19 protein-coding genes are annotated in these 19,305 nt (G+C 68.9%); 8 read left to right on the top strand and 11 right to left on the bottom strand.

Annotated elements, in window-relative coordinates:
• Window positions 1-23: 23 nt before the first annotated feature.
• Window positions 24-1,217 (bottom strand): ferrochelatase, encoded by a 1,194-nt coding sequence (locus ABD770_RS14065; RefSeq protein WP_425562776.1) that lies wholly within the window; start codon window positions 1,215-1,217, stop codon window positions 24-26.
• Between the two features lie 133 nt (window positions 1,218-1,350).
• Here ABD770_RS14065 and pepN point away from each other — a divergent pair, with 133 nt between their 5' ends.
• Genes pepN through ABD770_RS14085 form a run of 4 tightly spaced genes read left to right on the top strand, consistent with a single transcriptional unit; the run spans window position 1,351 to window position 7,185 of the window.
• Window positions 1,351-3,903 (top strand): aminopeptidase N, encoded by a 2,553-nt coding sequence (pepN, locus tag ABD770_RS14070; protein WP_344820304.1) that lies wholly within the window; start codon window positions 1,351-1,353, stop codon window positions 3,901-3,903.
• A 54-nt stretch (window positions 3,904-3,957) separates the two neighbouring features.
• Window positions 3,958-5,031: a mechanosensitive ion channel family protein gene (locus ABD770_RS14075; RefSeq protein ID WP_344820305.1), complete on the top strand. Its 1,074-nt coding sequence runs from the start codon at window positions 3,958-3,960 to the stop codon at window positions 5,029-5,031.
• A complete protein-coding gene (locus ABD770_RS14080) occupies window positions 5,028-5,456 on the top strand; it encodes a globin (protein ID WP_344820306.1) in 429 nt (142 codons plus the stop codon). The genes ABD770_RS14075 and ABD770_RS14080 overlap by 4 nt, the downstream gene beginning before the upstream one ends.
• A gap of 43 nt (window positions 5,457-5,499) precedes the next feature.
• Complete coding sequence (locus ABD770_RS14085; RefSeq protein ID WP_344820307.1) at window positions 5,500-7,185, top strand: FAD-binding dehydrogenase; 1,686 nt, start codon at window positions 5,500-5,502, stop codon at window positions 7,183-7,185.
• A 46-nt stretch (window positions 7,186-7,231) separates the two neighbouring features.
• On the opposite strand, the gene ABD770_RS14090 is transcribed toward ABD770_RS14085, so the two are convergent.
• Entirely contained in the window at window positions 7,232-7,906 is a 675-nt protein-coding gene (locus tag ABD770_RS14090) for a DUF8185 domain-containing protein (RefSeq protein WP_344820308.1), read from the bottom strand.
• Window positions 7,907-8,002: 96 nt separating this feature from the next.
• Here ABD770_RS14090 and ABD770_RS14095 point away from each other — a divergent pair, with 96 nt between their 5' ends.
• Window positions 8,003-8,887 (top strand): acyl-CoA thioesterase, encoded by an 885-nt coding sequence (locus ABD770_RS14095; protein ID WP_344820309.1) that lies wholly within the window; start codon window positions 8,003-8,005, stop codon window positions 8,885-8,887.
• 12 nt (window positions 8,888-8,899) lie between these two features.
• Here the strand turns inward: ABD770_RS14095 and ABD770_RS14100 are convergent, their stop codons facing one another.
• From ABD770_RS14100 to ABD770_RS14120, 5 genes are all read right to left on the bottom strand, one after another.
• A complete protein-coding gene (locus ABD770_RS14100) occupies window positions 8,900-9,409 on the bottom strand; it encodes an acyl-CoA thioesterase (RefSeq protein ID WP_425562777.1) in 510 nt (169 codons plus the stop codon).
• A 67-nt stretch (window positions 9,410-9,476) separates the two neighbouring features.
• Entirely contained in the window at window positions 9,477-11,156 is a 1,680-nt protein-coding gene (ettA, locus tag ABD770_RS14105; protein ID WP_344820311.1) for an energy-dependent translational throttle protein EttA, read from the bottom strand.
• A 184-nt stretch (window positions 11,157-11,340) separates the two neighbouring features.
• Window positions 11,341-11,859 carry a DUF6993 domain-containing protein gene (locus tag ABD770_RS14110; RefSeq protein ID WP_344820312.1) on the bottom strand — a complete coding sequence of 173 codons (519 nt, stop codon included), beginning with the start codon at window positions 11,857-11,859 and terminating at the stop codon, window positions 11,341-11,343.
• A 60-nt stretch (window positions 11,860-11,919) separates the two neighbouring features.
• Complete coding sequence (locus tag ABD770_RS14115; RefSeq protein ID WP_344820313.1) at window positions 11,920-12,504, bottom strand: single-stranded DNA-binding protein; 585 nt, start codon at window positions 12,502-12,504, stop codon at window positions 11,920-11,922.
• Between the two features lie 146 nt (window positions 12,505-12,650).
• Window positions 12,651-13,274: a LysE family transporter gene (locus ABD770_RS14120; protein WP_344820314.1), complete on the bottom strand. Its 624-nt coding sequence runs from the start codon at window positions 13,272-13,274 to the stop codon at window positions 12,651-12,653.
• Between the two features lie 69 nt (window positions 13,275-13,343).
• Here ABD770_RS14120 and ABD770_RS14125 point away from each other — a divergent pair, with 69 nt between their 5' ends.
• Window positions 13,344-14,051, top strand: coding sequence for a 3'-5' exonuclease (locus ABD770_RS14125; protein ID WP_344820315.1), 708 nt, complete (start codon window positions 13,344-13,346; stop codon window positions 14,049-14,051).
• 43 nt (window positions 14,052-14,094) lie between these two features.
• Here the strand turns inward: ABD770_RS14125 and ABD770_RS14130 are convergent, their stop codons facing one another.
• From ABD770_RS14130 to glgA, 3 genes are all read right to left on the bottom strand, one after another.
• Window positions 14,095-14,355 carry a type B 50S ribosomal protein L31 gene (locus ABD770_RS14130; protein WP_344820316.1) on the bottom strand — a complete coding sequence of 87 codons (261 nt, stop codon included), beginning with the start codon at window positions 14,353-14,355 and terminating at the stop codon, window positions 14,095-14,097.
• 110 nt (window positions 14,356-14,465) lie between these two features.
• A complete protein-coding gene (locus tag ABD770_RS14135) occupies window positions 14,466-15,251 on the bottom strand; it encodes an ABC transporter ATP-binding protein (protein ID WP_344820317.1) in 786 nt (261 codons plus the stop codon).
• An 18-nt stretch (window positions 15,252-15,269) separates the two neighbouring features.
• Window positions 15,270-16,454 carry a glycogen synthase gene (glgA, locus tag ABD770_RS14140; protein ID WP_344820318.1) on the bottom strand — a complete coding sequence of 395 codons (1,185 nt, stop codon included), beginning with the start codon at window positions 16,452-16,454 and terminating at the stop codon, window positions 15,270-15,272.
• Window positions 16,455-16,500: 46 nt separating this feature from the next.
• On the opposite strand from glgA, the gene glgC reads away from it, so the two are divergent.
• Window positions 16,501-17,742, top strand: a complete 1,242-nt coding sequence (gene glgC / locus ABD770_RS14145) for a glucose-1-phosphate adenylyltransferase (RefSeq protein ID WP_344820319.1) — start codon at window positions 16,501-16,503, stop codon at window positions 17,740-17,742.
• 79 nt (window positions 17,743-17,821) lie between these two features.
• Complete coding sequence (gene serB / locus ABD770_RS14150; protein WP_344820320.1) at window positions 17,822-18,454, top strand: phosphoserine phosphatase SerB; 633 nt, start codon at window positions 17,822-17,824, stop codon at window positions 18,452-18,454.
• A 24-nt stretch (window positions 18,455-18,478) separates the two neighbouring features.
• Here the strand turns inward: serB and ABD770_RS14155 are convergent, their stop codons facing one another.
• A complete protein-coding gene (locus ABD770_RS14155) occupies window positions 18,479-19,189 on the bottom strand; it encodes a beta-ketoacyl-ACP reductase (RefSeq protein WP_344820321.1) in 711 nt (236 codons plus the stop codon).
• Window positions 19,190-19,305: the final 116 nt, after the last annotated feature.

A 19,305-nucleotide genomic window follows, 5' to 3' on the forward strand; every position in this document is an offset into this window, starting at 1 on the left:
GCTCCGGTCGCCGATGCCGAAGGCTACGGGGCGATACCGGCAGCCGCGCGCTTGAAACCGGCCCGCACGTTCTCGCAGCATCCGGGACGGCAGACGTCGAACGATCCGCCCACGGACGCGACCCGGGTCCGGTCCTCGTTCGGTCGCCCCTCCAGGCGCTCCTGGATGAGATCGACGATGCCGGACACGAACGCGGGCGACACGCCCGGGGTCGGCGTCCGCACGAACCGCAGACCGGCGTCGGCGGCGGCCTCGGCCGCCTCGGTGTCCAGGTCCCAGAGCACCTCCATGTGGTCGCTCATGAAGCCGACCGGAACGACGACCACCGCTTGACGACCTCGACCGGAAAGCTCGGCGATGACGTCGCAGACGTCCGGTTCCAGCCAGGGCTGCGACGCGGGGCCGGACCGCGACTGGTACACGAGCTCCCACGGCACGGAGGCCGCGGCAGGCAGCAGCTGCGCGACGCGGTCCATCACCCACGCCGCGACGGCCCGATGCTGCGCGGCGTACGCCCCGCCCTCGCCCCAGTCGACGTCCCGCGGCCCCGACCGCTCGGCGTCGGCGGTCGGGATGCTGTGCGTGGAGAACAGCACCTGCACGGCATCGGCGGGGATCCCGTCTCCGATGAACCCGGCGACCGCGTCATGGACGCCCTCGATGAACGTCTGCACGAAACCGGGATGGTCGTAGAAGGGGCGGATCTTGTCGATGGTCACCACGCCGTCGTAGGGGGTGCCGTCCAGCACCCGCGCGAAGTCCTCGCGATACTGGCGGCAGCTGGAGAACGAGCTGTATGCGCTCGTGGCGAAGGCCAGCAGCGTCGTGTCGTCGTTGGCCGCCGCCTCCGCGACCGCGTCCTCCAGATAGGGCGCCCAGTTGCGGTTGCCCCAGTACACCGGCAGGTCGATGGAGCGCGCGGCGAGTTCGGCCTCCAGCGCCGCCTTCAGCGCACGGTTCTGCCCGTTGATGGGGCTGATCCCACCGAAATGACGGTAATGGTGCGCGACGTCCTCGAGCCTCTCATCCGGGATGCCCCTGCCCCTGGTGACGTTGCGCAGGAACGGGATGACCTCGTCCTGGCCCTCGGGCCCGCCGAATCCGGCCAGCAGGATCCCGTCGTACGCGACGGGTTCGAGGATGAATGCGTCACCTCCGGATGCGGCGGAAGAGGCGTGTGGAACGGCATCCGTGTCAATCGGGGTCACGGCCCCCATTTTCCCACCCCAGGCTATGAACCGGCGCGGAGCCGTCCACACGGAGCGGAGCCTGGCGTAGGCTGTCATGGTCGTCGTCGGCGCCAGCCGCACCGACGCGGGATGACACCCCTCACCACTGGGAGAATCAGCTGTGCCAGGAGAAAACCTCACCCGTCACGAAGCGCAGGAGCGGCGCGCCGTCATCGACACGCAGTCCTACGAGGTCTCGCTCGACCTCACCAAGGGTCCGGAGGTGTTCGGCTCTCGGAGCGTCGTGCGCTTCTCCGCCGCGCCCGGGGGCTCGACCTTCATCGACCTCATCGCGCGCGAGGTGCGCGAGATCTCGCTCAACGGAGAGCAGATCGACCCGAACGAGGCCTTCCGCGACTCGCGGATCGCACTGAACGGCCTGCAGACCGAGAACGTCCTGATCGTCGACGCCGACTGCCTCTACACCAACACCGGCGAGGGCCTGCACCGTTTCGTCGACCCCGTGGACGACGAGGTCTACCTGTACTCGCAGTTCGAGGTTCCGGACTCGCGCCGCATGTTCGCCGTGTTCGAGCAGCCGGACCTGAAGGCCACGTTCCAGTTCACCGTCACGGCACCCGCGCGGTGGACGGTCGTGTCGAACTCGCCGACGCCCGAGCCGATCCTGCACGACGAGGGCGACACCGCCACGTGGGGGTTCGAGCCCACTCCGCGCATCTCCTCGTACATCACCGCGCTGATCGCCGGCCCGTACGAGTCGACGTTCTCCGAGCTCACGAGCGCCTCCGGACGGATCATCCCGCTCGGCGTCTACGGCCGCAGGAGTCTGTGGGAGCACCTGGACGCCGACTACATCTTCGACAAGACGCGCGAGGGATTCGCATACTACGAATCGAAGTTCGGCGTGCCCTACCCGTTCGCCAAGTACGACCAGCTGTTCGTCCCGGAGTTCAACGCCGGCGCCATGGAGAACGCCGGCGCGGTCACGTTCACCGAGACCTACGTCTTCCGCAGCAAGGTGACGGACGCCGTCAAGGAGCGCCGCGTCGTCACGATCCTGCACGAGCTCGCGCACATGTGGTTCGGCGACCTGGTCACGATGAAGTGGTGGAACGACCTGTGGTTGAACGAGTCGTTCGCCGAATGGGCCTCCACGATCGCCACCGCCGAGGCCACCGAATGGTCCCAAGCGTGGACGACCTTCGCCGCCATGGAGAAGACCTGGGCGTACCGTCAGGATCAGCTGCCCTCCACCCATCCCATCGTCGCCGAGATCAACGACCTCGAGGACGTGCAGGTCAACTTCGACGGCATCACGTACGCCAAGGGCGGCTCGGTGCTCAAACAGCTCGCCGCGTGGGTGGGCATCGATGCGTTCTTCGCGGGCGTCTCGCAGTACTTCCGGAAGCACGCATGGGGCAACACCGAGCTCGGCGATCTGCTCACCGAGCTCGAATCCACCAGCGGTCGCGAGCTGAGCACCTGGGCGAGGAAGTGGCTGGAGACGGCGGGCGTCAACACGCTCGCGCCCGTCATCGCCGAGGACACGGCCGGCACCATCACCCGCTTCGCCGTCACGCAGACCGCTCCTGCCGACTACCCGACGATCCGCCCGCACCGGCTGGGCATCGGGTTCTACAACCTCGACGGCGACGCGCTGGTGCGCACGCATCATGTCGAGGTCGACGTGGACGGCGATCGCACCGAGATCCCGGCTCTGCAGGGCCTGCAGCGCCCCGACATGGTGCTGCTCAACGACAAGGACCTCGCCTACGCGAAGATCCGTCTGGACGACCGATCGCTCGCCACCGCCATCGAGCATCTGTCCGACATCAGTGACCCGCTGGCGCGCTCGCTCGTGTGGGGAGCCGCCTGGGACCAGACTCGCGATGCCGAGAGCGCGGCATCCGACTACATCGATCTCGTGCTGGGCAACATCGGGCGCGAGACCGAGTCGACGACCGTGCGGACGACCCTGTCCCAGCTGCTGCTGGCGGCTTCTTCCTACGTCGCCCCCGCCGACCGCACCGCCGCCCGGGAGAAGGTCGCCGACGGCCTGTGGGCGCTCGCGCAGCAGGCCGAATCCGGCAGCGACAGTCAGCTTCAGCTCGTGACGGCCTTCGCGAACACGCTCGTCACCGCCGAGCACGCGGGTATCGTCGGGCGTCTGCGCTCCGGTGAGGAGACACTGCCGGGTCTGGAGATCGACGCCGACCTGTCCTGGACGCTGCTGGTCGGTCTCGCGGCAGCCGGCGCCACCGACGCCGCCGCGATCGATGCAGCCCTGGTGAACGACAACACCTCCAAGGGCGCGGAGTTCGCCGCGCAGGCGCGCGCCGCGCTTCCCGATGCCGAAGCGAAGCGCCTCGCCTGGGCGTCGCTGATCGACAACGCCGACCTCCCCAACACCATCGTGCGCTCCACGGCGCTCGGCTTCGTGCACCCTTCGAGCGTGAACGTGCTGGGCGAGTACATCGAGAAGTACTTCGACATGCTCGTGCCGATCTGGGAGGGCCGCACCTACCAGATCGCCGATTACCTGATCGTGGGGCTGTACCCGCGCTCGCTCGCGAGTGTGGAGCTGCGGGATGCGACGCGGGCATGGCTGTCCTCCAATCAGGAAGCGGCACCCGCGCTGCGTCGTCTCGTGCACGAGAACCTCGCCGACGTCGAGCGTGCTCTGGCCGCCCAGTCCCGCGACGCGGAGGACTGAGTGCACCGGGCCGAGCCGAGTCCGCGCGGCCCGCCACTCGGTAACATCGCAGTGATGAACGTCTTCCCCGCCGCGGCCGACGGCCCCGCATCCGACCCGGGTCTGTGGGGCGACGTGCTGTCCGTGCTCGTCGCCATCGGCGGCAAGGCGATCAGCGTCGCCGTCATCATCGTCGCGTGCGTGGCGATCGCCTTCGTCCTGCGCATCGTGGTCCGCCGCATCGTGCAGCGGATCGTGAACCGCGCGAAGGTCAAGGCCAACGTCGAGGACACGCAGGCGCTGGAGCGCTCCCCGCTGGCGGACATGCGTCTCGTCCAGCGCACTCGGACCCTCGGCTCGATCCTGCAGAACATCATCAACGTGATGCTCGTCGTCGTCGCGCTCATCCTCATCGTCAACACCGTCGACAGCAGCCTGCTCGGTTCGCTGACCCTGCTCACGGCGGCCGTCGGCGCGGGCCTCGGCTTCGGCGCGCAGAACATCGTCAAGGACGTGCTCAACGGCATCTTCCTCGTCGCCGAAGATCAGATCGGCATCGGCGACGTCGTCGATCTGGGACTGGCCTCCGGGGTCGTCGAGTACGTCAGCGTCCGCATCACGCAAGTGCGCGACGTGAACGGGACCCTGTGGTATGTGCGCAACGGGGAGGTGACGCGCATCGGCAACATGTCGCAGGGCTGGGCGCGAGCCATCATAGACCTGGGCGTGCTGCCCGACGCGGACCTGGAGCTCGTGGAGTCGACCATGATGGAGACCGCGCAGGCGCTGGCGACGGACCCCAAGTGGCGCACCCGCATCATCGAGCGGCCGGAGGTGTGGGGTCTGGAGTCGATCGACGGTGATGCTCTCGTCGTGCGCGTGGTCATGAAGACGCGCGCCAACGCCATGGACGACGTCGCCCAGGAGCTTCGCAGCAGGCTTCGCATCGCGCTCACCGACAAGGACGTGCTGATCCCGCGGATGACCTCCGTCACCCCGTCCGGCCTCGACGGCGCCAGACGCGTGCGGGGCGCCAACCCGCCGCGCACCCGGCCGAACCCGGTCACCGGACTGCCCCGGCCCACCGAGCACGGCATCTGGAGGCGCAAGAGGTCGGGTGGCGACAGCAAGGAAGACGAGGAGAGATGACGTTCTACGACGAGATCGGCGGACACGACACCATCAAGCGCATGGTCGACGTGTTCTATCAGGAGGTCGCCCTCGACCCGGTCCTCAAGCCCATGTACCCCGAGGAGGACCTCGGCCCCGCAGCGGAGCGCCTGACGATGTTCCTCGAGCAGTACTGGGGTGGTCCGACGACGTACATGGACAAGCGCGGGCACCCGCGCCTGATGCTGCGGCATCAGGCCTTCCACATCAACCCCGACGCCCGCGACAGATGGCTCACGCACATGCGCACGGCACTGGACGACGTGCAGCTGTCCCCCATGCACGATGCGGCGTTCTGGGACTACCTCGAGCGCGCCGCGCACATGCTCGTGAACACCTTCGAGCCCACCCCGGAGATCGGGCCGAGCCGCGCGCATCGCCCGGATCTGGGGTTGACCTCGTAGCGGCCCGCACGCATCACCCATCCCCATCGACGAAGGAGTCACCATGGCATCCCGCACCCACGACACGGACGTGCTCATCATCGGCTGGGGCCTGTCCGGCCTCGTCGCGGCCGGGGAGGCTCTGACGGCAGGCCGACGCGTGACGATCATCGACCAGGAGCCGCGCTCGAACCTCGGCGGACAGGCCTGGTGGTCGTTCGGGGGCCTGTTCCTCGTCGATTCCCCCGAGCAGCGCCGGATGGGCATCCACGACTCGTTGGAGCTGGCGACGCAGGACTGGTTCGGCAACGCCGGATTCGACCGGCCCGAGGACGAGTGGCCGCGACGCTGGGCGACGGCCTACCTGGAGTTCGCCGCCGGCGAGAAGCGCAGCTGGCTGCGCGAGCGCGGGGTCGGCTTCTTCCCGGTGGTGGGCTGGGCCGAGCGCGGCGGCAGCGGTGCCATCGGCCCGGGGAACTCCGTCCCGCGCTTCCACATCACGTGGGGCACTGGTCCCGGCATCGTCGCACCGTTCATCTCCGCCGTCGAGCAGGCGGAGTCCGAGGGCCGCGCGACGGTCCTCCCCCGGCATCGGGTCACGGAGCTGCTCGTGGACGCGGGCACGGTGACCGGGGCCCGGGGCGACATGCTGGCGGACAGCGCCGAACCCCGCGGGAGCTCCTCGTCGCGAGAGGTCGTGGCGGACTTCGAGATCAGGGCGGAGGCGACGATCGTGGCCTCCGGCGGGATCGGCGGCAACCACGATCTGGTGCGCGCCGCCTGGCCGGAGCGGTTGGGCACCCCGCCCCAGCACATGCTCACGGGTGTTCCGGCCTACGTCGACGGCTCGATGCACGCGGTCGCCGAGGCGGCGGGGGCGCGTCTGATCAACGGCGACCGGATGTGGCACTACGTCGAGGGGATCACGAACTGGGACCCGGTGTGGCCGGCGCACGGCATCCGGATCCTGCCCGGGCCGTCCTCGCTGTGGCTGGACGCCACAGGACGCCGCCTGCCCGTGCCGCTGTACCCCGGCTTCGACACGCTGGGGACCCTCGCCCACCTGCGCACCACCGGACACGATCACTCCTGGTTCATCACCTCACTGAAGATCGTGGAGAAGGAGTTCGCCCTCTCCGGCAGCGAGCAGAACCCGGATCTGACGGGCAAGGACGTGAAGCTGCTGGTGAAGTCCCGACTGGCGAAGGGCCCCACGGGCCCCGTGCAGGCGTTCCTCGACGAGGGCGAGGACTTCATCGTGGAGGACGATCTCGAGTCCCTCCTGGAGAGGATGGCGCGGATGCCCGGCGGTGACGCGCTCGATGTCGAGCGTGCCAGGCAGGAGGTGCTGGCGCGGGACAGGGAGGTGGGCAATGAGTTCACCAAGGACGCGCAGCTGTCGATGCTGCGCTCGATGCGCGCCTACCGGGGCGACCGACTCATCCGCACCGCCGCCCCGCACAGGCTGCAGGACCCGTCGGCGGGGCCGATGATCGCCGTGAAGCTGCACGTGCTGACCAGGAAGTCGCTGGGCGGCATCCAGACGGACCTCGACGGACGGGCGCTGGACGCGGCGGGTGCACCGGTTCCAGGGCTGTACGCGGCCGGCGAGGCGAGCGGGTTCGGGGGCGGCGGCGTGCACGGCTACCGGGCTCTGGAGGGCACCTTCCTCGGCGGATGCCTGTTCTCCGGCCGGCAAGCGGGGCGCGCCGCCGCCGGCATCACCAGCGCAACCGGCCGTCCTCGTTGAAGAACCCGCCGCGCGGGCCGTCGTCCGGCAGCGAGGCGGACTCGTCTCAGCCCTGATCCGGCGCAGGGCCCGTGCGTCGCACGGGTGTGAGCCCCACCACCGCGGGCCCGCGGCTGAGGACGTGTCCGCGTGCCAGCGCGAGACGCGTCCAGCGGCCCGACACCGTGACGCGAACCTGCTCTCCCCCGGACAGGAACCCGAACGCGTGAGCGGCGAAGGCGACGCCTCGGGGCAGACCGCCCAGATCCTCATCCGGTTCGCCCCAGATCCTCGCGCGCAGTGCGCGCACCGCATCCTCCCCCGAGCCCTCCGGGCTGCCGTGTGCAACCGCGGAGATGCCCCACTGCGCGCGCTCGGAGAGCGCACCGGCCGAAAGATCCGAGACATGTCGCCAGCCCGACCGCGGGGGCGCGACGCCCGCCCAGGCCGGCGCACGACCGGTGTCGGGAAGCACCAGCTCGTTCTCCTGGGCGCCCGCCGTCAGCGCATCGACGACGATGTCGCAGCTCAGCTCGGGATCGGCGCGCACGATGCGCATGGCGAGGATCGTGGGGGTCTGGTCGAACAGGCCCTGAGGGGCGAGTGCCGCGGAGGTGAGCACCAGCACGCCGTCAACGGCCTGGAGGCGCACGCCGTCCGCCCCGGACTGCTGGGCGCGGCCGGAGAAGGTCAGCACGTCGCGCGCGGTCTCGGCGTCGGCGAGGACGAGAGGTCTGGTCATCCCCTCCACGCTATCCCCGTTCCCAGGCGCATGGCTCGGATGCTCGTCCCCCGCCGTGCATCCGTCTCTGCCCCGGCGTGCTTCTAGACTGATGAGGTGACCGCCCAGAACAGCGCTGATCGATCCGTCCGGAACCTCCTCAGGGTGCTGGATCTGGATGCCTCGGAGGCGCGCACCACCGAGGACATCTTCACCGGCATCTCCCATCCGATGCCCACCGGCCGCGTGTACGGCGGGCAGGTGCTCGCGCAGTCGCTCGTCGCCGCCGAGCGCACTCTCCCCGAGGAGCGGATCGCCCATTCCATGCACGGCTACTTCCTGCGCCCCGGGGACGCCACCGCGGGCATCACCTTCGCGGTCGACCGCATCCACGACGGGCGATCGTTCTCCACGCGCCGCGTGCAGGCGTATCAGGGCGGCGTGCCGATCTTCTCGATGATCTCATCGTTCCAGGATGAGGATCCGGGTGTGGAGCACGCCCAGGCGATGCCCGACGACGTGCCCGCTCCGGAGTCGCTCCCCTCCGATGACGAGCTCATCGGCGCCGTCCCCACCGGCACCGGTCGTCTGCTGGCGGAGCGCTCGGCGGACATCCGGCACGTGACCGGCGCGCTGCATCTCGAGGTCGCGGGCGAGCGCGTCCCGCAGCAGGCGGTGTGGATGCGCATGCGCTCCCCCCTTCCCGACGACCCGCGATTGCACCGGGCCGCCCTCGCCTACCTCAGCGACATGACCATCCAGGAGTCCATCCTCCGTCGTCACGGCATCACCTGGCAGACGCCGGGGCTGAAGGTCGCCAGTCTCGACCACGCGATGTGGTGGCACCGGTTCGGACGCGCGGACGAGTGGATGCTGTACGTGCAGCACTCCCCCAGCGCCCGCGGCGGACGCGGTCTGGGGCAAGGCCGCGTCTACAGCCGGGACGGCACGCTGCTGGCCACCGTCGCACAGGAGATCATGGTGCGCGTCCCGGAGCTGTGAGGACCGCAGGCCTCAGCGATGCCGGTGCTGCAACGGCTCGCCCACAAGAGGCGTCCAGGATGCCCGCATCGGCGGAGTGAGCCGGACCGGACTTCCGGAGGCTGCATCCACCAGCACCATCACCGTCGTCGCCCGCGCATACAGCGCCTGCTGTTCGGCGGCCGGATCCGTCCGCACTTCGTAGCAGATCTCGACGCTGGATCCGCCGAGCTTGCCGAACCACATCTGGATGTCCAGCGGATGCCGCTGGTACGGCACCGGGGCGAGGTACTCGATCTCCTGCCGGGAGATGAGCGTGAGCACCCCGGAGGACAGACCGGAGTCGAGGATCGCCGTCTCCGGCGCGCTCTCCCCCGGCGCGGGCTTCCAGAACGCCCGCACGCGCGCCTCCTCGAGGAGCTTGAGCATCGCGGTGTTGTTGACGTGGTTGAACGCGTCGAGATCGCCCCAGCGCAGCTGAATGGGCACGTGCAGGCGTCCGTCTGCCAGCACGCGCTCCGATGAGGATGTCGACATCGTCATGAACTCCTGTGAGGACGTGCCCTCGCTCCTCCGGGCTCCGCACGGCGGCGCCCGGAGGAGCGAGGGATCAGTCGCGGGTGAGCCTGCGGTGCGTCGTCCGGTGCGGGCGTGCCGCCTCCGGGCCGAGGCGCTCGATCTTGTTCTTCTCGTACGCCTCGAAGTTCCCCTCGAACCAGTGCCACTGGGAGGGATTCTCGTCGGTGCCCTCGTAGGCGAGGATATGCGTGGCGATGCGGTCCAGGAACCAGCGGTCGTGCGTGATGACCACGGCGCAGCCGGGGAACTCCAGCAGAGCGTTCTCCAAGGAGCTGAGCGTCTCCACGTCCAGATCGTTGGTCGGTTCGTCCAACAGCAGCAGGTTGCCGCCCTCCTTGAGCGTGAGGGCGAGGTTCAGCCTGTTGCGCTCCCCGCCGGAGAGGACACCGGCCTTCTTCTGCTGGTCCGGTCCCTTGAAGCCGAACTTCGACACGTAGGCGCGCGAGGGGATCTCCGTCTTGCCGACCGTGATGAAGTCGAGCCCGTCGGAGACGACCTCCCACAGCGTCTTGTCCGGATCGATGTTGGCCCGGGTCTGGTCGACGTAGCTGATCTTGACGGTCTCGCCGATCTTCAGATCGCCGCCGTCCAGCGGTTCCAGGCCCACGATGGTCTTGAACAGCGTGGTCTTGCCGACCCCGTTGGGGCCGATCACGCCGACGATGCCGTTCGGCGGAAGGCTGAAGCTCAGACCGTCGATGAGCTTCCGATCCCCGAAGCCCTTCTGCAGATTCTTCGCTTCGATGACGATGGAGCCCAGTCGTGGGCCGGCGGGGATCTGGATCTCCTCGAAGTCCAGCTTCCTCGTGCGCTCTGCCTCGGCCGCCATCTCCTCGTATCGGGCGAGACGCGCCTTGGACTTGGTCTGGCGCCCCTTGGCGCTGGACCGCACCCACTCCAGCTCGTCCTTGAGCCGCTTGGCGAGCTTGGCGTCCTTCTTGCCCTGGATCTCCAGGCGCTCGGCCTTCTGCTCCAGGTAGGTGGAGTAGTTGCCCTCGTAGCCCAGCAGGCGCCCGCGGTCGACCTCGGCGATCCATTCGGCGACGTGATCGAGGAAGTACCGGTCGTGCGTGATGGCGATCACGGCGCCCTTGTAGTCCTTGAGATGCTGCTCCAGCCACAGCACGCTCTCCGCGTCCAGGTGGTTGGTGGGCTCGTCCAGCAGCAGCAGATCGGGTTTCTGCAGCAGGAGCTTCGCCAATGCGACGCGACGCTTCTCACCGCCGGACAGCGGCGCGATCGCGGCATCCCCCGGCGGTGTGCGCAGCGCGTCCATGGCCTGCTCGAGCTGGGAGTCCAGGTCCCAGCCATCGGCGGCGTCGATCTCCTCCTGCAGTACACCCATCTCCGCAAGCAGTGTGTCGAAGTCGGCATCGGGGTCGGCCATGAGGGCCGAGATCTCGTTGAACCGGTCGACCTTCGCCTTGATGGCCACCCCGTCCTGGATGTTCTCCAGCACGGTCTTGGACTCGTCGAGCTCGGGTTCCTGCATGAGGATGCCCACGGAGAAGCCGGGCGTGAGCTTCGCCTCACCGTTGGACGGCGTGTCCAGGCCCGCCATGATCTTGAGGATCGTGGACTTCCCCGCGCCGTTGGGCCCGACCATGCCGATCTTCGCACCGGGCAGGAACGCCATGGTGACGTCGTCGAGAATGAGCTTGTCGCCCACGGCCTTGCGGGCTCGCACCATGGAATAGATGTACTCGGCCACGAAGCAGGTCTCCTTCAGTCAGCGGGCACGCGAAACGGCTCCGAAGAGCCGACTCACCAGCCTACCCGCCTTCGACCGGTGATTCCGCGTGCGCGGGTCGGTGCCGGAGTCGTGCACGGGTCGGTGCCGGAGTCGTGCACGGGTCGGTGCCGGAGTCGTGCACGGGTCGGTGCCGGATGGCAGATCACCAGTCGATGGGGCGCGTGTCTCCGACCAGGCACCGACCGTCGGCCAGCTGCGGCATGACCGTGGTGACGGGCTCCCCCGTCGACGGCCCCACCTGCCCGACCAGGCACTCCTCGTCGCCCCAGGCCACGGAGAACTGCATGCTCTCAGCCGCGCGCTGGACCGTGCTCTGATCGGCGGTCACCTGCATCCGATCCCTTTCGAAGCCTGCATCGACGAGTGCGTCGACATATGCGCGGCCGTGGTCGCGGTCGTCAGAGGCCCAGACTCGTGCGACGACCGCGGAGAACAGCGGCAGATTCTCCGTCGCCGATCCGGACGGCTTCAGTTCGGGCGCGGTGTCCCGCGAAGGCGGCGTGGCCGGGATGGACGTCGCCGTGTGCGCGGGTTCCGACACCGCGGGCCCGGGGGCGGGAGATCCCGTGCAGGCGCTCAGCAGCGCGATGCCGACCAGGATCCCGCAGGCGGTCGCAACAGCACGCCCGCGGCCTGCGGGAACGGACGGTCTCGGATGCACGCTCAGAAGTCTAAGCGCACGGAGGCCTCCGACCGGCCGTCCCCGGGACGGATCACTCGCTCACGCGAAGGAGAGGTCCTCCTCAGCCCCGTCGACCTCCCGCTCCCCGGCCTCCGCCTGGGCATCCGTCGGGCCGGTGAGCGTCGTCGGGTCGACGAGGCCCGCCGCCCGCCAGGCATCCTCATCCTGTGCGGCCGGCTCCTCCGCCTCCGGTGCCGCTGCCGTCGGTGCGCCACCCCTCTCCGAGCCGACATCGGCCGGGGACTGCGGGGCCGATGCCCGCGCACGACGCGCGAAGGCGCTGGTGCCCCTGTTGAGGTCATGGCCGATGGCATCCGCGACGATCTCCACATCGATGCCCTTCCTGCCGTTCGCCTCCCACTCCCGCACCTTGAGCCGGCCGGAGACGATCACCGGGTCGCCACGGTGCAGGGAGGCCTTCGCATGCTCGGCGAGAGCCCCATACGCGGCCACCGCGTACCAATTGGTGCCGCCGTCGACCCACGCACCGGTGCGCTGATCGAAGTATCCGGATGAGGAACCCACCCGGAAGTTGATGACGGGCTTGCCGGTTCTCGTCTCGTTCCTGACCGGATCGTTGCCGATGTTGCCCGCGATGGTCAGGGTGTCGTTGGTGATGCTCATGTCCTGCTCCTTGGTCGCCGGGACCGTCCCGGATCAGTACAGCCTGCACGTCGACCGCGTCGCGACGGTCGCGGTTCACGTGGCCTGTGGACAGCTCGGAGCGATGCCGACATGTGCAGGAGGAACGAGCGGACGCGGGATCCTCCTCATTCCACGAACAGCAGCAGCCCTGCCACCGCGATGAAGAGCACGCCGAAGATCCGATTGAGCACGCGCCGACCGTGGGTGCTCCGGGTGAAGCGCCGGAACGACTTGGCCGCGGCGGCGAAGAAGAACCACATCACGAGCACGTCCACCGCGACGACGGTGCCGATGAGGACCAGGTACTGCGGCAGAGCGTCGTGCTCGAGTCGGATGAACTGCGGGACGAAGGCGAGGAAGAACACGATCGCCTTCGGGTTGAGCAGATTGACCCAGAATCCCCGTCGGAACATCGACCACGCGTGCTCACGCGAACGGGAGGCCGAGACCGCGTCGAGGTCCTGCGTCCCGGCCGCGAAGAGCCGGACCCCGAGGAACACGAGATACGCCGCCCCCGCGTACCTGATGATCTCGAACAGCAGCGGCGAACGGGCGACCAGCAGCCCCACCCCCGCCGCGACGATCGCGACGTGCACGACGAGGGCGGCCTGCTGACCGAGGACGCCCCATAATGAACGCCGCCACCCCTGCGAGAGCGCGTTGCTCATCGTGTTGATCGCACCGGCCCCGGGAGTCAGGCTGATCACCGTGCATGCCAGCAGGAGCGAGAGCCATACCGTCACAGTCACCAGCACAGTGTAGGGGCATCGCGGCGGGCCCTCCTCGCGATGTCGGCGACCCACCCTACGGTGGTCGACATGACCTCCCCTACACAGCTCCCCGGCTGGCTCACACGTGTGGGCGTGTTCGATCTCGAGACCACGGGGGTCGACGTCGCGGCCGACCGCATCGTCACCGCGCACGTCGGCGTGCTCGACCGGCACGGGCGCGAGATCGCCGCGCGCGACTGGCTGGCCGACCCGGGTGTCCCCATCCCCGACAGCGCCACCGCCGTTCACGGTGTCACGACCGAGCACGCACGGGAGCACGGCAGGCCCGCCGCAGAGGTCGTCGGCGAGGTCAGCCAAGCGCTGCGCACCCTGTTCGCACAGGGCATGCCGATCGTGGCATACAACGCCTCCTACGATTTCTCCCTGCTCGCACACGAGGCTGCGCGCCACGGCATCCCCGCTCTGGAGGACCCGCAGCCCATCATCGACCCCCTCGTGATCGACAAGGCCTACGACCGGTATCGTCGGGGCAAGCGCACTCTCAGCGTGGTCGCGGAGCATTACGCCGTGCCGCTGGACGACGCGCACGAAGCATCGGCGGATGCCATCGCCGCCGGTCGTGTGGCGCTCGCGCAGGCCAGGGCGTTCTCCCTCCCGAGCACCGCTGCCGAACTCCACACCCGACAGATCTCCTGGGCGCGGGATCAGGCGGCGAGTCTCACGGAGTACTTCGTCCGCATCGGTCGTCTCGACCCGGCCGAGAGTCTCGACGGCAGTTGGCCGATCCGCGGCTGACACGGCGAAGGCCCCGCCGGGGCGGGGCCTTCGAGGACGCTGCTTACTTGGCGGATCCTCCGCCGAAGTTCTTGAAGCGCTGGTTGAACTTCTCGACGCGACCGGCCGAGTCCATGATGCGCTGCTTGCCCGTGTAGAACGGGTGCGACGCCGACGAGATCTCGACGTCGATCACCGGGTACTCCACACCGTCCAGCTCGATCGTCCGGTCACTGGTGACGGTGGAACGGGTGAGGAAGGTCTCACCGGAGCCGAGGTCGCGGAACACGACCGCCTGGTATGCGGGGTGGATGTCAGTCTTCATGGGGTTCCTTACGTGGTGCCCTGGATTGTGCCAGGAGCGAGGGAAGTCTGCGGCGCAGATCGCACCGAGGATCTATCTTACCAGTTCCGCCACCCGCCTCGGACCCGGCATCACCCCGCGGCGCGCGCGGCGTAACGCCCGCCCGCCGCGGTGAGGGAGATCGGCATGCCGAAGGCCTCGGTGAGCGACTCCGCCGTGAGCGTCTCCGAGAGCGGGCCCATCGCCACAACGCCCCCGGCGCGCAGCAGCAGGACGTGGGTGAAGCCGACCGGGATCTCCTCCACGTGGTGGGTCACCATGACCATCGCCGGGGTCGTCGGGGACGCAGCGTATGCGCTCAGCAGCTGCAGGAGCTCCTCCCGCGAGCCGAGGTCCAGACTCGCGGTCGGCTCATCCAGCAGCAGCAGCTCAGGATCCGTCATCACGGCGCGCGCGATCTGCACGCGCTTCTGCTCCCCGTCACTGAGCGTTCCGAAGAGCCGGTTGGCGAGGTGGTCGAGCCGCCAGTCGGCCAGCACGCGGCGGGCGCGTCGCTCGTCGATGCCCTCGTAGTCCTCGTTCCAGCGGCCCATCACCGAGTATGCCGCCGTCATCACGGTGTTCAGGACGGTCTCGTCCCGCGGGATGCGACGGGCCATCGCCGTGGAGGCGAAGCCGATCCGCGGGCGCAGCTCGAACACGTCGGTGCGGCCGAGGGTCTCCCCCAGGATCTCGACCGTGCCCGATGTGGGATGCATGAGCGTGTCGGCCAGTTGCAGCAGAGTGGTCTTGCCCGCACCGTTCGGTCCGAGCACGACCCAGCGCTGCTCCTCCGAGACCTGCCAGGTGACGTGGTCGATGATCTCACGTCCTTCACGGCGCACGACGACATCGGTGAACTCCAGGGCGCTCGACATGTCGTCCAGCCTATCGGCTCAGGCCGCCAGCTCCTCGTACAGCGCGCGCGTGGTGTCGGCGATGCTCGCCCAGCTGAAGCTGTCCCTGGCGCGCTCGCGCCCCGCGACCCCGTACTCCGCCGCACGATGCGGGTCCGCCGTGACCTCGATGAGCCCGGCTGCCAGATCGGCCACGAACCGATCCGGGTCCACCGGGGTGCCCGTGCCGTCCTGCACCTGCTCGATGGGGACGATCCGACCCGTCACGCCGTCCTCGACGACCTCGGGGATCCCGCCCGTGCCCGTGCCGACCACGGCCGCGCCACAGGCCATCGCCTCGAGGTTGACGATGCCGAGCGGCTCGTACACCGACGGGCACACGAAGGTCGTCGCCGCGGTCAGGATGGCGGACAGCTCCTCCCGCGGCAGCATCCGCTCGATCCAGATCACCCCTTGGCGGGTCTGCTGCAGCGTGCGCACCAGCTCCTGCACCTCCGTCATGATCTCCGGGGTGTCCGGTGCCCCCGCGCACAGCACCAGCTGCACGTCCGGGGGCAGCAGTCGCGCCGCCCGCAGCAGATAGGGCAGCCCCTTCTGCCGGGTGATCCTCCCCACGAAGACCACAGACGGTCGTGCCGGGTCCATGCCGATGCTCGCGAGGAGCTCCGGATCGCGCACGGGGCGCCACTGCTCGACGTCGATGCCGTTGTGGATCACCCGCACCCTCGCCGGGTCGACCTGCGGATAGCTGCGCAGGATGTCGGCGCGCATTCCCGCGCTGACGGCGATGACGGCCGCGGCGTTCTCGTAGGCGAGTCTCTCGACGCCGCTGGAGATCGCGTACCCGCCCCCGAGCTGCTCGGCCTTCCAGGGCCGCAACGGCTCCAGACTGTGCGCGGTCAGCACATGCGGGATGCCGTGCAGTTGCGCGGCGAGATGCCCTGCGAGGTTCGCGTACCAGGTGTGGCTGTGCACGACGTCGGCGCCGGCGACATCGCCGACCATCGTCAGATCGGTGCCCAGGGTCTGCACGGCGGCGTTCGCATGCGCGAGCTCGACGGGCGTGCGATAAGCGTGCACACCGAGCTCGGAGCGGTCCGCGCCGAAGGCCCGGACCTGCACATCGACGCGCGCGCGCAGGGCGCGGACGAGCTCCGCGACGTGGACTCCCGCACCACCGTAGGTCTCCGGCGGATACTCCTTGGTGATGATGTCGACGCGCATGAGTGCACGGTAGTACATCCGACCGAGTGCGCTCTATTGTGGAGCCATGTCCGCACCCAAGAAGGTATTCGGGATCATCCTCGCCGGTGGTGAGGGCAAGCGTCTGATGCCCCTGACGGCGGACCGCGCCAAACCGGCCGTGCCCTTCGGCGGTCAGTACAGGCTCATCGATTTCGCCATCTCGAACCTCATCAACTCGGGGCTCAGACAGGTCGTCGTGCTCACGCAGTACAAGTCGCACAGCCTCGACCGACATGTCTCGCAGAACTGGCGGATGTCGGGGCTGCTCGATTCCTACGTCGCGTCGGTGCCCGCTCAGCAGCGGCTGGGCAAGCGCTGGTTCTCCGGCTCGGCGGATGCCATCCTGCAGAGTCTGAACCTGATCAACGACGAGAAGCCCGACATCGTCGTGGTGATCGGCGCGGACCACGTCTACCGGATGGACTTCGAGCAGATGGTGCAGGCGCACATCGACTCCGGTGCGCGCGCCACGGTCGCAGGCATCCGCCAGCCGCTCGCCCTGGCGTCGCAGTTCGGCGTCATCGATGCGGATCCCGAGACCGGTCGGATCCGCGACTTCCTCGAGAAGCCCGCATCGCCCACACCGCTGGCGGACTCTCCGAACGAGGTGCTGGTGTCGATGGGCAACTACGTGTTCGACACGGATGCGCTCATCGCCGCCGTCGAGGCCGACGGCGAGTCCGTCAGCTCGGGGCACGACATGGGCGGGGACATCATCCCGTACTTCGTCGAGCGCGGTGAGGCCGGCTACTACGACATGAAGCAGAACGAAGTACCGGGCTCCTCGCCCCGCGATCGCTCGTACTGGCGCGATGTGGGAACCATCGACTCGTACTATGACGCGCACATGGACCTGATCTCGACGCTGCCGATCTTCAACCTGTACAACACGGCGTGGCCCATCCGCACCCAGAGCGTGAACACGCCGCCCGCGAAGTTCGTCAGGGACGCCGTCGGCCGCATCGGCAATGCGATCGATTCCATCGTCTCGGTGGGCTCCGTGCTCTCGGGAACCCACCTGGAGCGCAGCGTCGTCAGCGTCGGGACGATGGCCGCGGGCGGGTCGACCATCACGGACTCCGTGCTCCTGGATCACGTGCAGGTCGGGCAGGGCGCCCGGGTGCACCGCGCCGTGCTCGACAAGAACGTCGTCCTCGAGGACGGCGCCACCGTCGGCGTGGATCGCGAGCGCGACCTGGAACGCGGCTTCACGATCACCGAATCCGGTATCACCGTGGTCGGGAAGGGGATCCTCATCGCCCGGTGATCGGGCCGGTGGGAGCGGACCGCCTGCAGCGACCGACTCGCGTGATCGCAGGATCCTGCGCGCCCGATACGCTCGAGGGGTGACCGCTCGCTTCCTCATCGTCCTCGATGCCGATTCCACCCTGATCCGCAACGAGGTGATCGAACTGCTCGCGGACGAGGCCGGACGCCGCGCCGAGGTACGGGCCTCGACCGAGGCCGCGATGCGCGGCGAGGTGGACTTCGCCACCAGCCTCCGCTCACGCGTCGCCGCACTCGCGGGAGTGCCGACGGATGCCTTCGACCGTGTCCTCGCTCGTGTCGAGCCCACTCCGGGAGTGCGCGAGTTGACGTCGGCCGTGCATGCGCGCGGCGGAGTCGTCGGCGTCGTCTCCGGCGGTTTCCACGAGATCCTCGATGACATCGCACCGGAGCTGGGTGTGGACCGCTGGCGGGCCAATCGCCTGTCCGTGGCGGACGGCGCGCTAACGGGCCGGGTCGACGGCACGATCGTGGATGCGAACGCCAAGGCCGATTCCCTGCGGGCGTGGGCGGAGGATCTCGGCATCGCCGCGCACGCGACCATCGCTGTCGGCGACGGCGCGAACGATCTGGAGATGATGAGGGTGGCGGGCCTCGGACTCGCGTTCAACGCCAAGCCGGCCGTCCGCGAGGCCGCCGCACTCGTGGTCGGTCCTCAGGACCTCTCGGCGATCATCCCCCTCCTGCCCTGAGTGACAAGGGCGGGCCAGGGTGGCTCAGTGCCCCATGCCCAGGCCGCCGTCCACGGGGATGACAGCACCGGATATGTAGGCCGCGTCGTCGCCTGCGAGCCAGACGACAGCGCCCGCGACCTCATCGGGGGTGGCGAACCGGCCGGCGGGAATGCCGGCCTTGTACTGCTTCTGCGTCTCCTCGGGCAGCTCGGCCGTCATATCGGTCTCGATGAATCCCGGCGCCACGACGTTCGCGGTGATGCCGCGCCCGCCGAGCTCCCGGGTCAGCGACCGGGCGAATCCGACGAGGGCGCTCTTGGACGCCGCGTAGTTGACCTGGCCCGCTGAGCCGTACAGGCCGACCACGCTGGAGATGAGGATGACCCGTCCGAAGCGGGCGCGCAGCATGCCCTTCGACGCGCGCTTGACGACGCGGAACGAGCCGCCGAGGTTCGTCGAGACGACGCTGTCGAAGTCGTCCTCGCTCATGCGCATCAGCAGGGTGTCCTTGGTGATGCCGGCGTTCGCCACGACCACCTCCACGGGGCCGAGCTGCTGCTCGACCTCGGTGAACGCGACGTCCACGGCCGTGGCATCCGTCACGTCCGCACGGACGGTCAGCGTGCCCTCCGGCCCCTCGCCGCTGCGCGCGGTCACCGCGACGCGGTATCCGTCGCGGACGAAGCGCTCGGCGATCGCACGGCCGATGCCGCGGTTTCCGCCGGTGACGAGGACGACGCGGTCAGTGCTCATGGGGGCTCCTGCCTCTGATGATGGACCCCGCCATCCTATCGATTCGTCCGTCATCGCCGACTCCGCCGCACGCACCGCGACCTGCGGGCGCGAGTCGCCCGACACTCCCGACACGG

Source organism: Microbacterium soli (assembly GCF_039539005.1).
Lineage (GTDB): Bacteria > Actinomycetota > Actinomycetes > Actinomycetales > Microbacteriaceae > Microbacterium > Microbacterium soli.

What these genes read in the sequence shown, in the direction of transcription:
- glgC (WP_344820319.1), top strand. Translation starts at nt 16,501, where the DNA reads ATGTCCGCACCCAAGAAGGTATTCGGGATCATCCTCGCCGGTGGTGAG.
- ABD770_RS14085 (WP_344820307.1), top strand. Translation starts at nt 5,500, where the DNA reads ATGGCATCCCGCACCCACGACACGGACGTGCTCATCATCGGCTGGGGC.
- ABD770_RS14065 (WP_425562776.1), bottom strand. Translation starts at nt 1,217, where the DNA reads ATGGGGGCCGTGACCCCGATTGACACGGATGCCGTTCCACACGCCTCT.
- glgA (WP_344820318.1), bottom strand. Translation starts at nt 16,454, where the DNA reads ATGCGCGTCGACATCATCACCAAGGAGTATCCGCCGGAGACCTACGGT.
- ABD770_RS14080 (WP_344820306.1), top strand. Translation starts at nt 5,028, where the DNA reads ATGACGTTCTACGACGAGATCGGCGGACACGACACCATCAAGCGCATG.
- ABD770_RS14155 (WP_344820321.1), bottom strand. Translation starts at nt 19,189, where the DNA reads ATGAGCACTGACCGCGTCGTCCTCGTCACCGGCGGAAACCGCGGCATC.
- ABD770_RS14130 (WP_344820316.1), bottom strand. Translation starts at nt 14,355, where the DNA reads ATGAAGACTGACATCCACCCCGCATACCAGGCGGTCGTGTTCCGCGAC.
- ABD770_RS14100 (WP_425562777.1), bottom strand. Translation starts at nt 9,409, where the DNA reads ATGACGATGTCGACATCCTCATCGGAGCGCGTGCTGGCAGACGGACGC.
- ABD770_RS14125 (WP_344820315.1), top strand. Translation starts at nt 13,344, where the DNA reads ATGACCTCCCCTACACAGCTCCCCGGCTGGCTCACACGTGTGGGCGTG.
- ABD770_RS14075 (WP_344820305.1), top strand. Translation starts at nt 3,958, where the DNA reads ATGAACGTCTTCCCCGCCGCGGCCGACGGCCCCGCATCCGACCCGGGT.
- ABD770_RS14090 (WP_344820308.1), bottom strand. Translation starts at nt 7,906, where the DNA reads ATGACCAGACCTCTCGTCCTCGCCGACGCCGAGACCGCGCGCGACGTG.
- ABD770_RS14135 (WP_344820317.1), bottom strand. Translation starts at nt 15,251, where the DNA reads ATGTCGAGCGCCCTGGAGTTCACCGATGTCGTCGTGCGCCGTGAAGGA.
- ABD770_RS14115 (WP_344820313.1), bottom strand. Translation starts at nt 12,504, where the DNA reads ATGAGCATCACCAACGACACCCTGACCATCGCGGGCAACATCGGCAAC.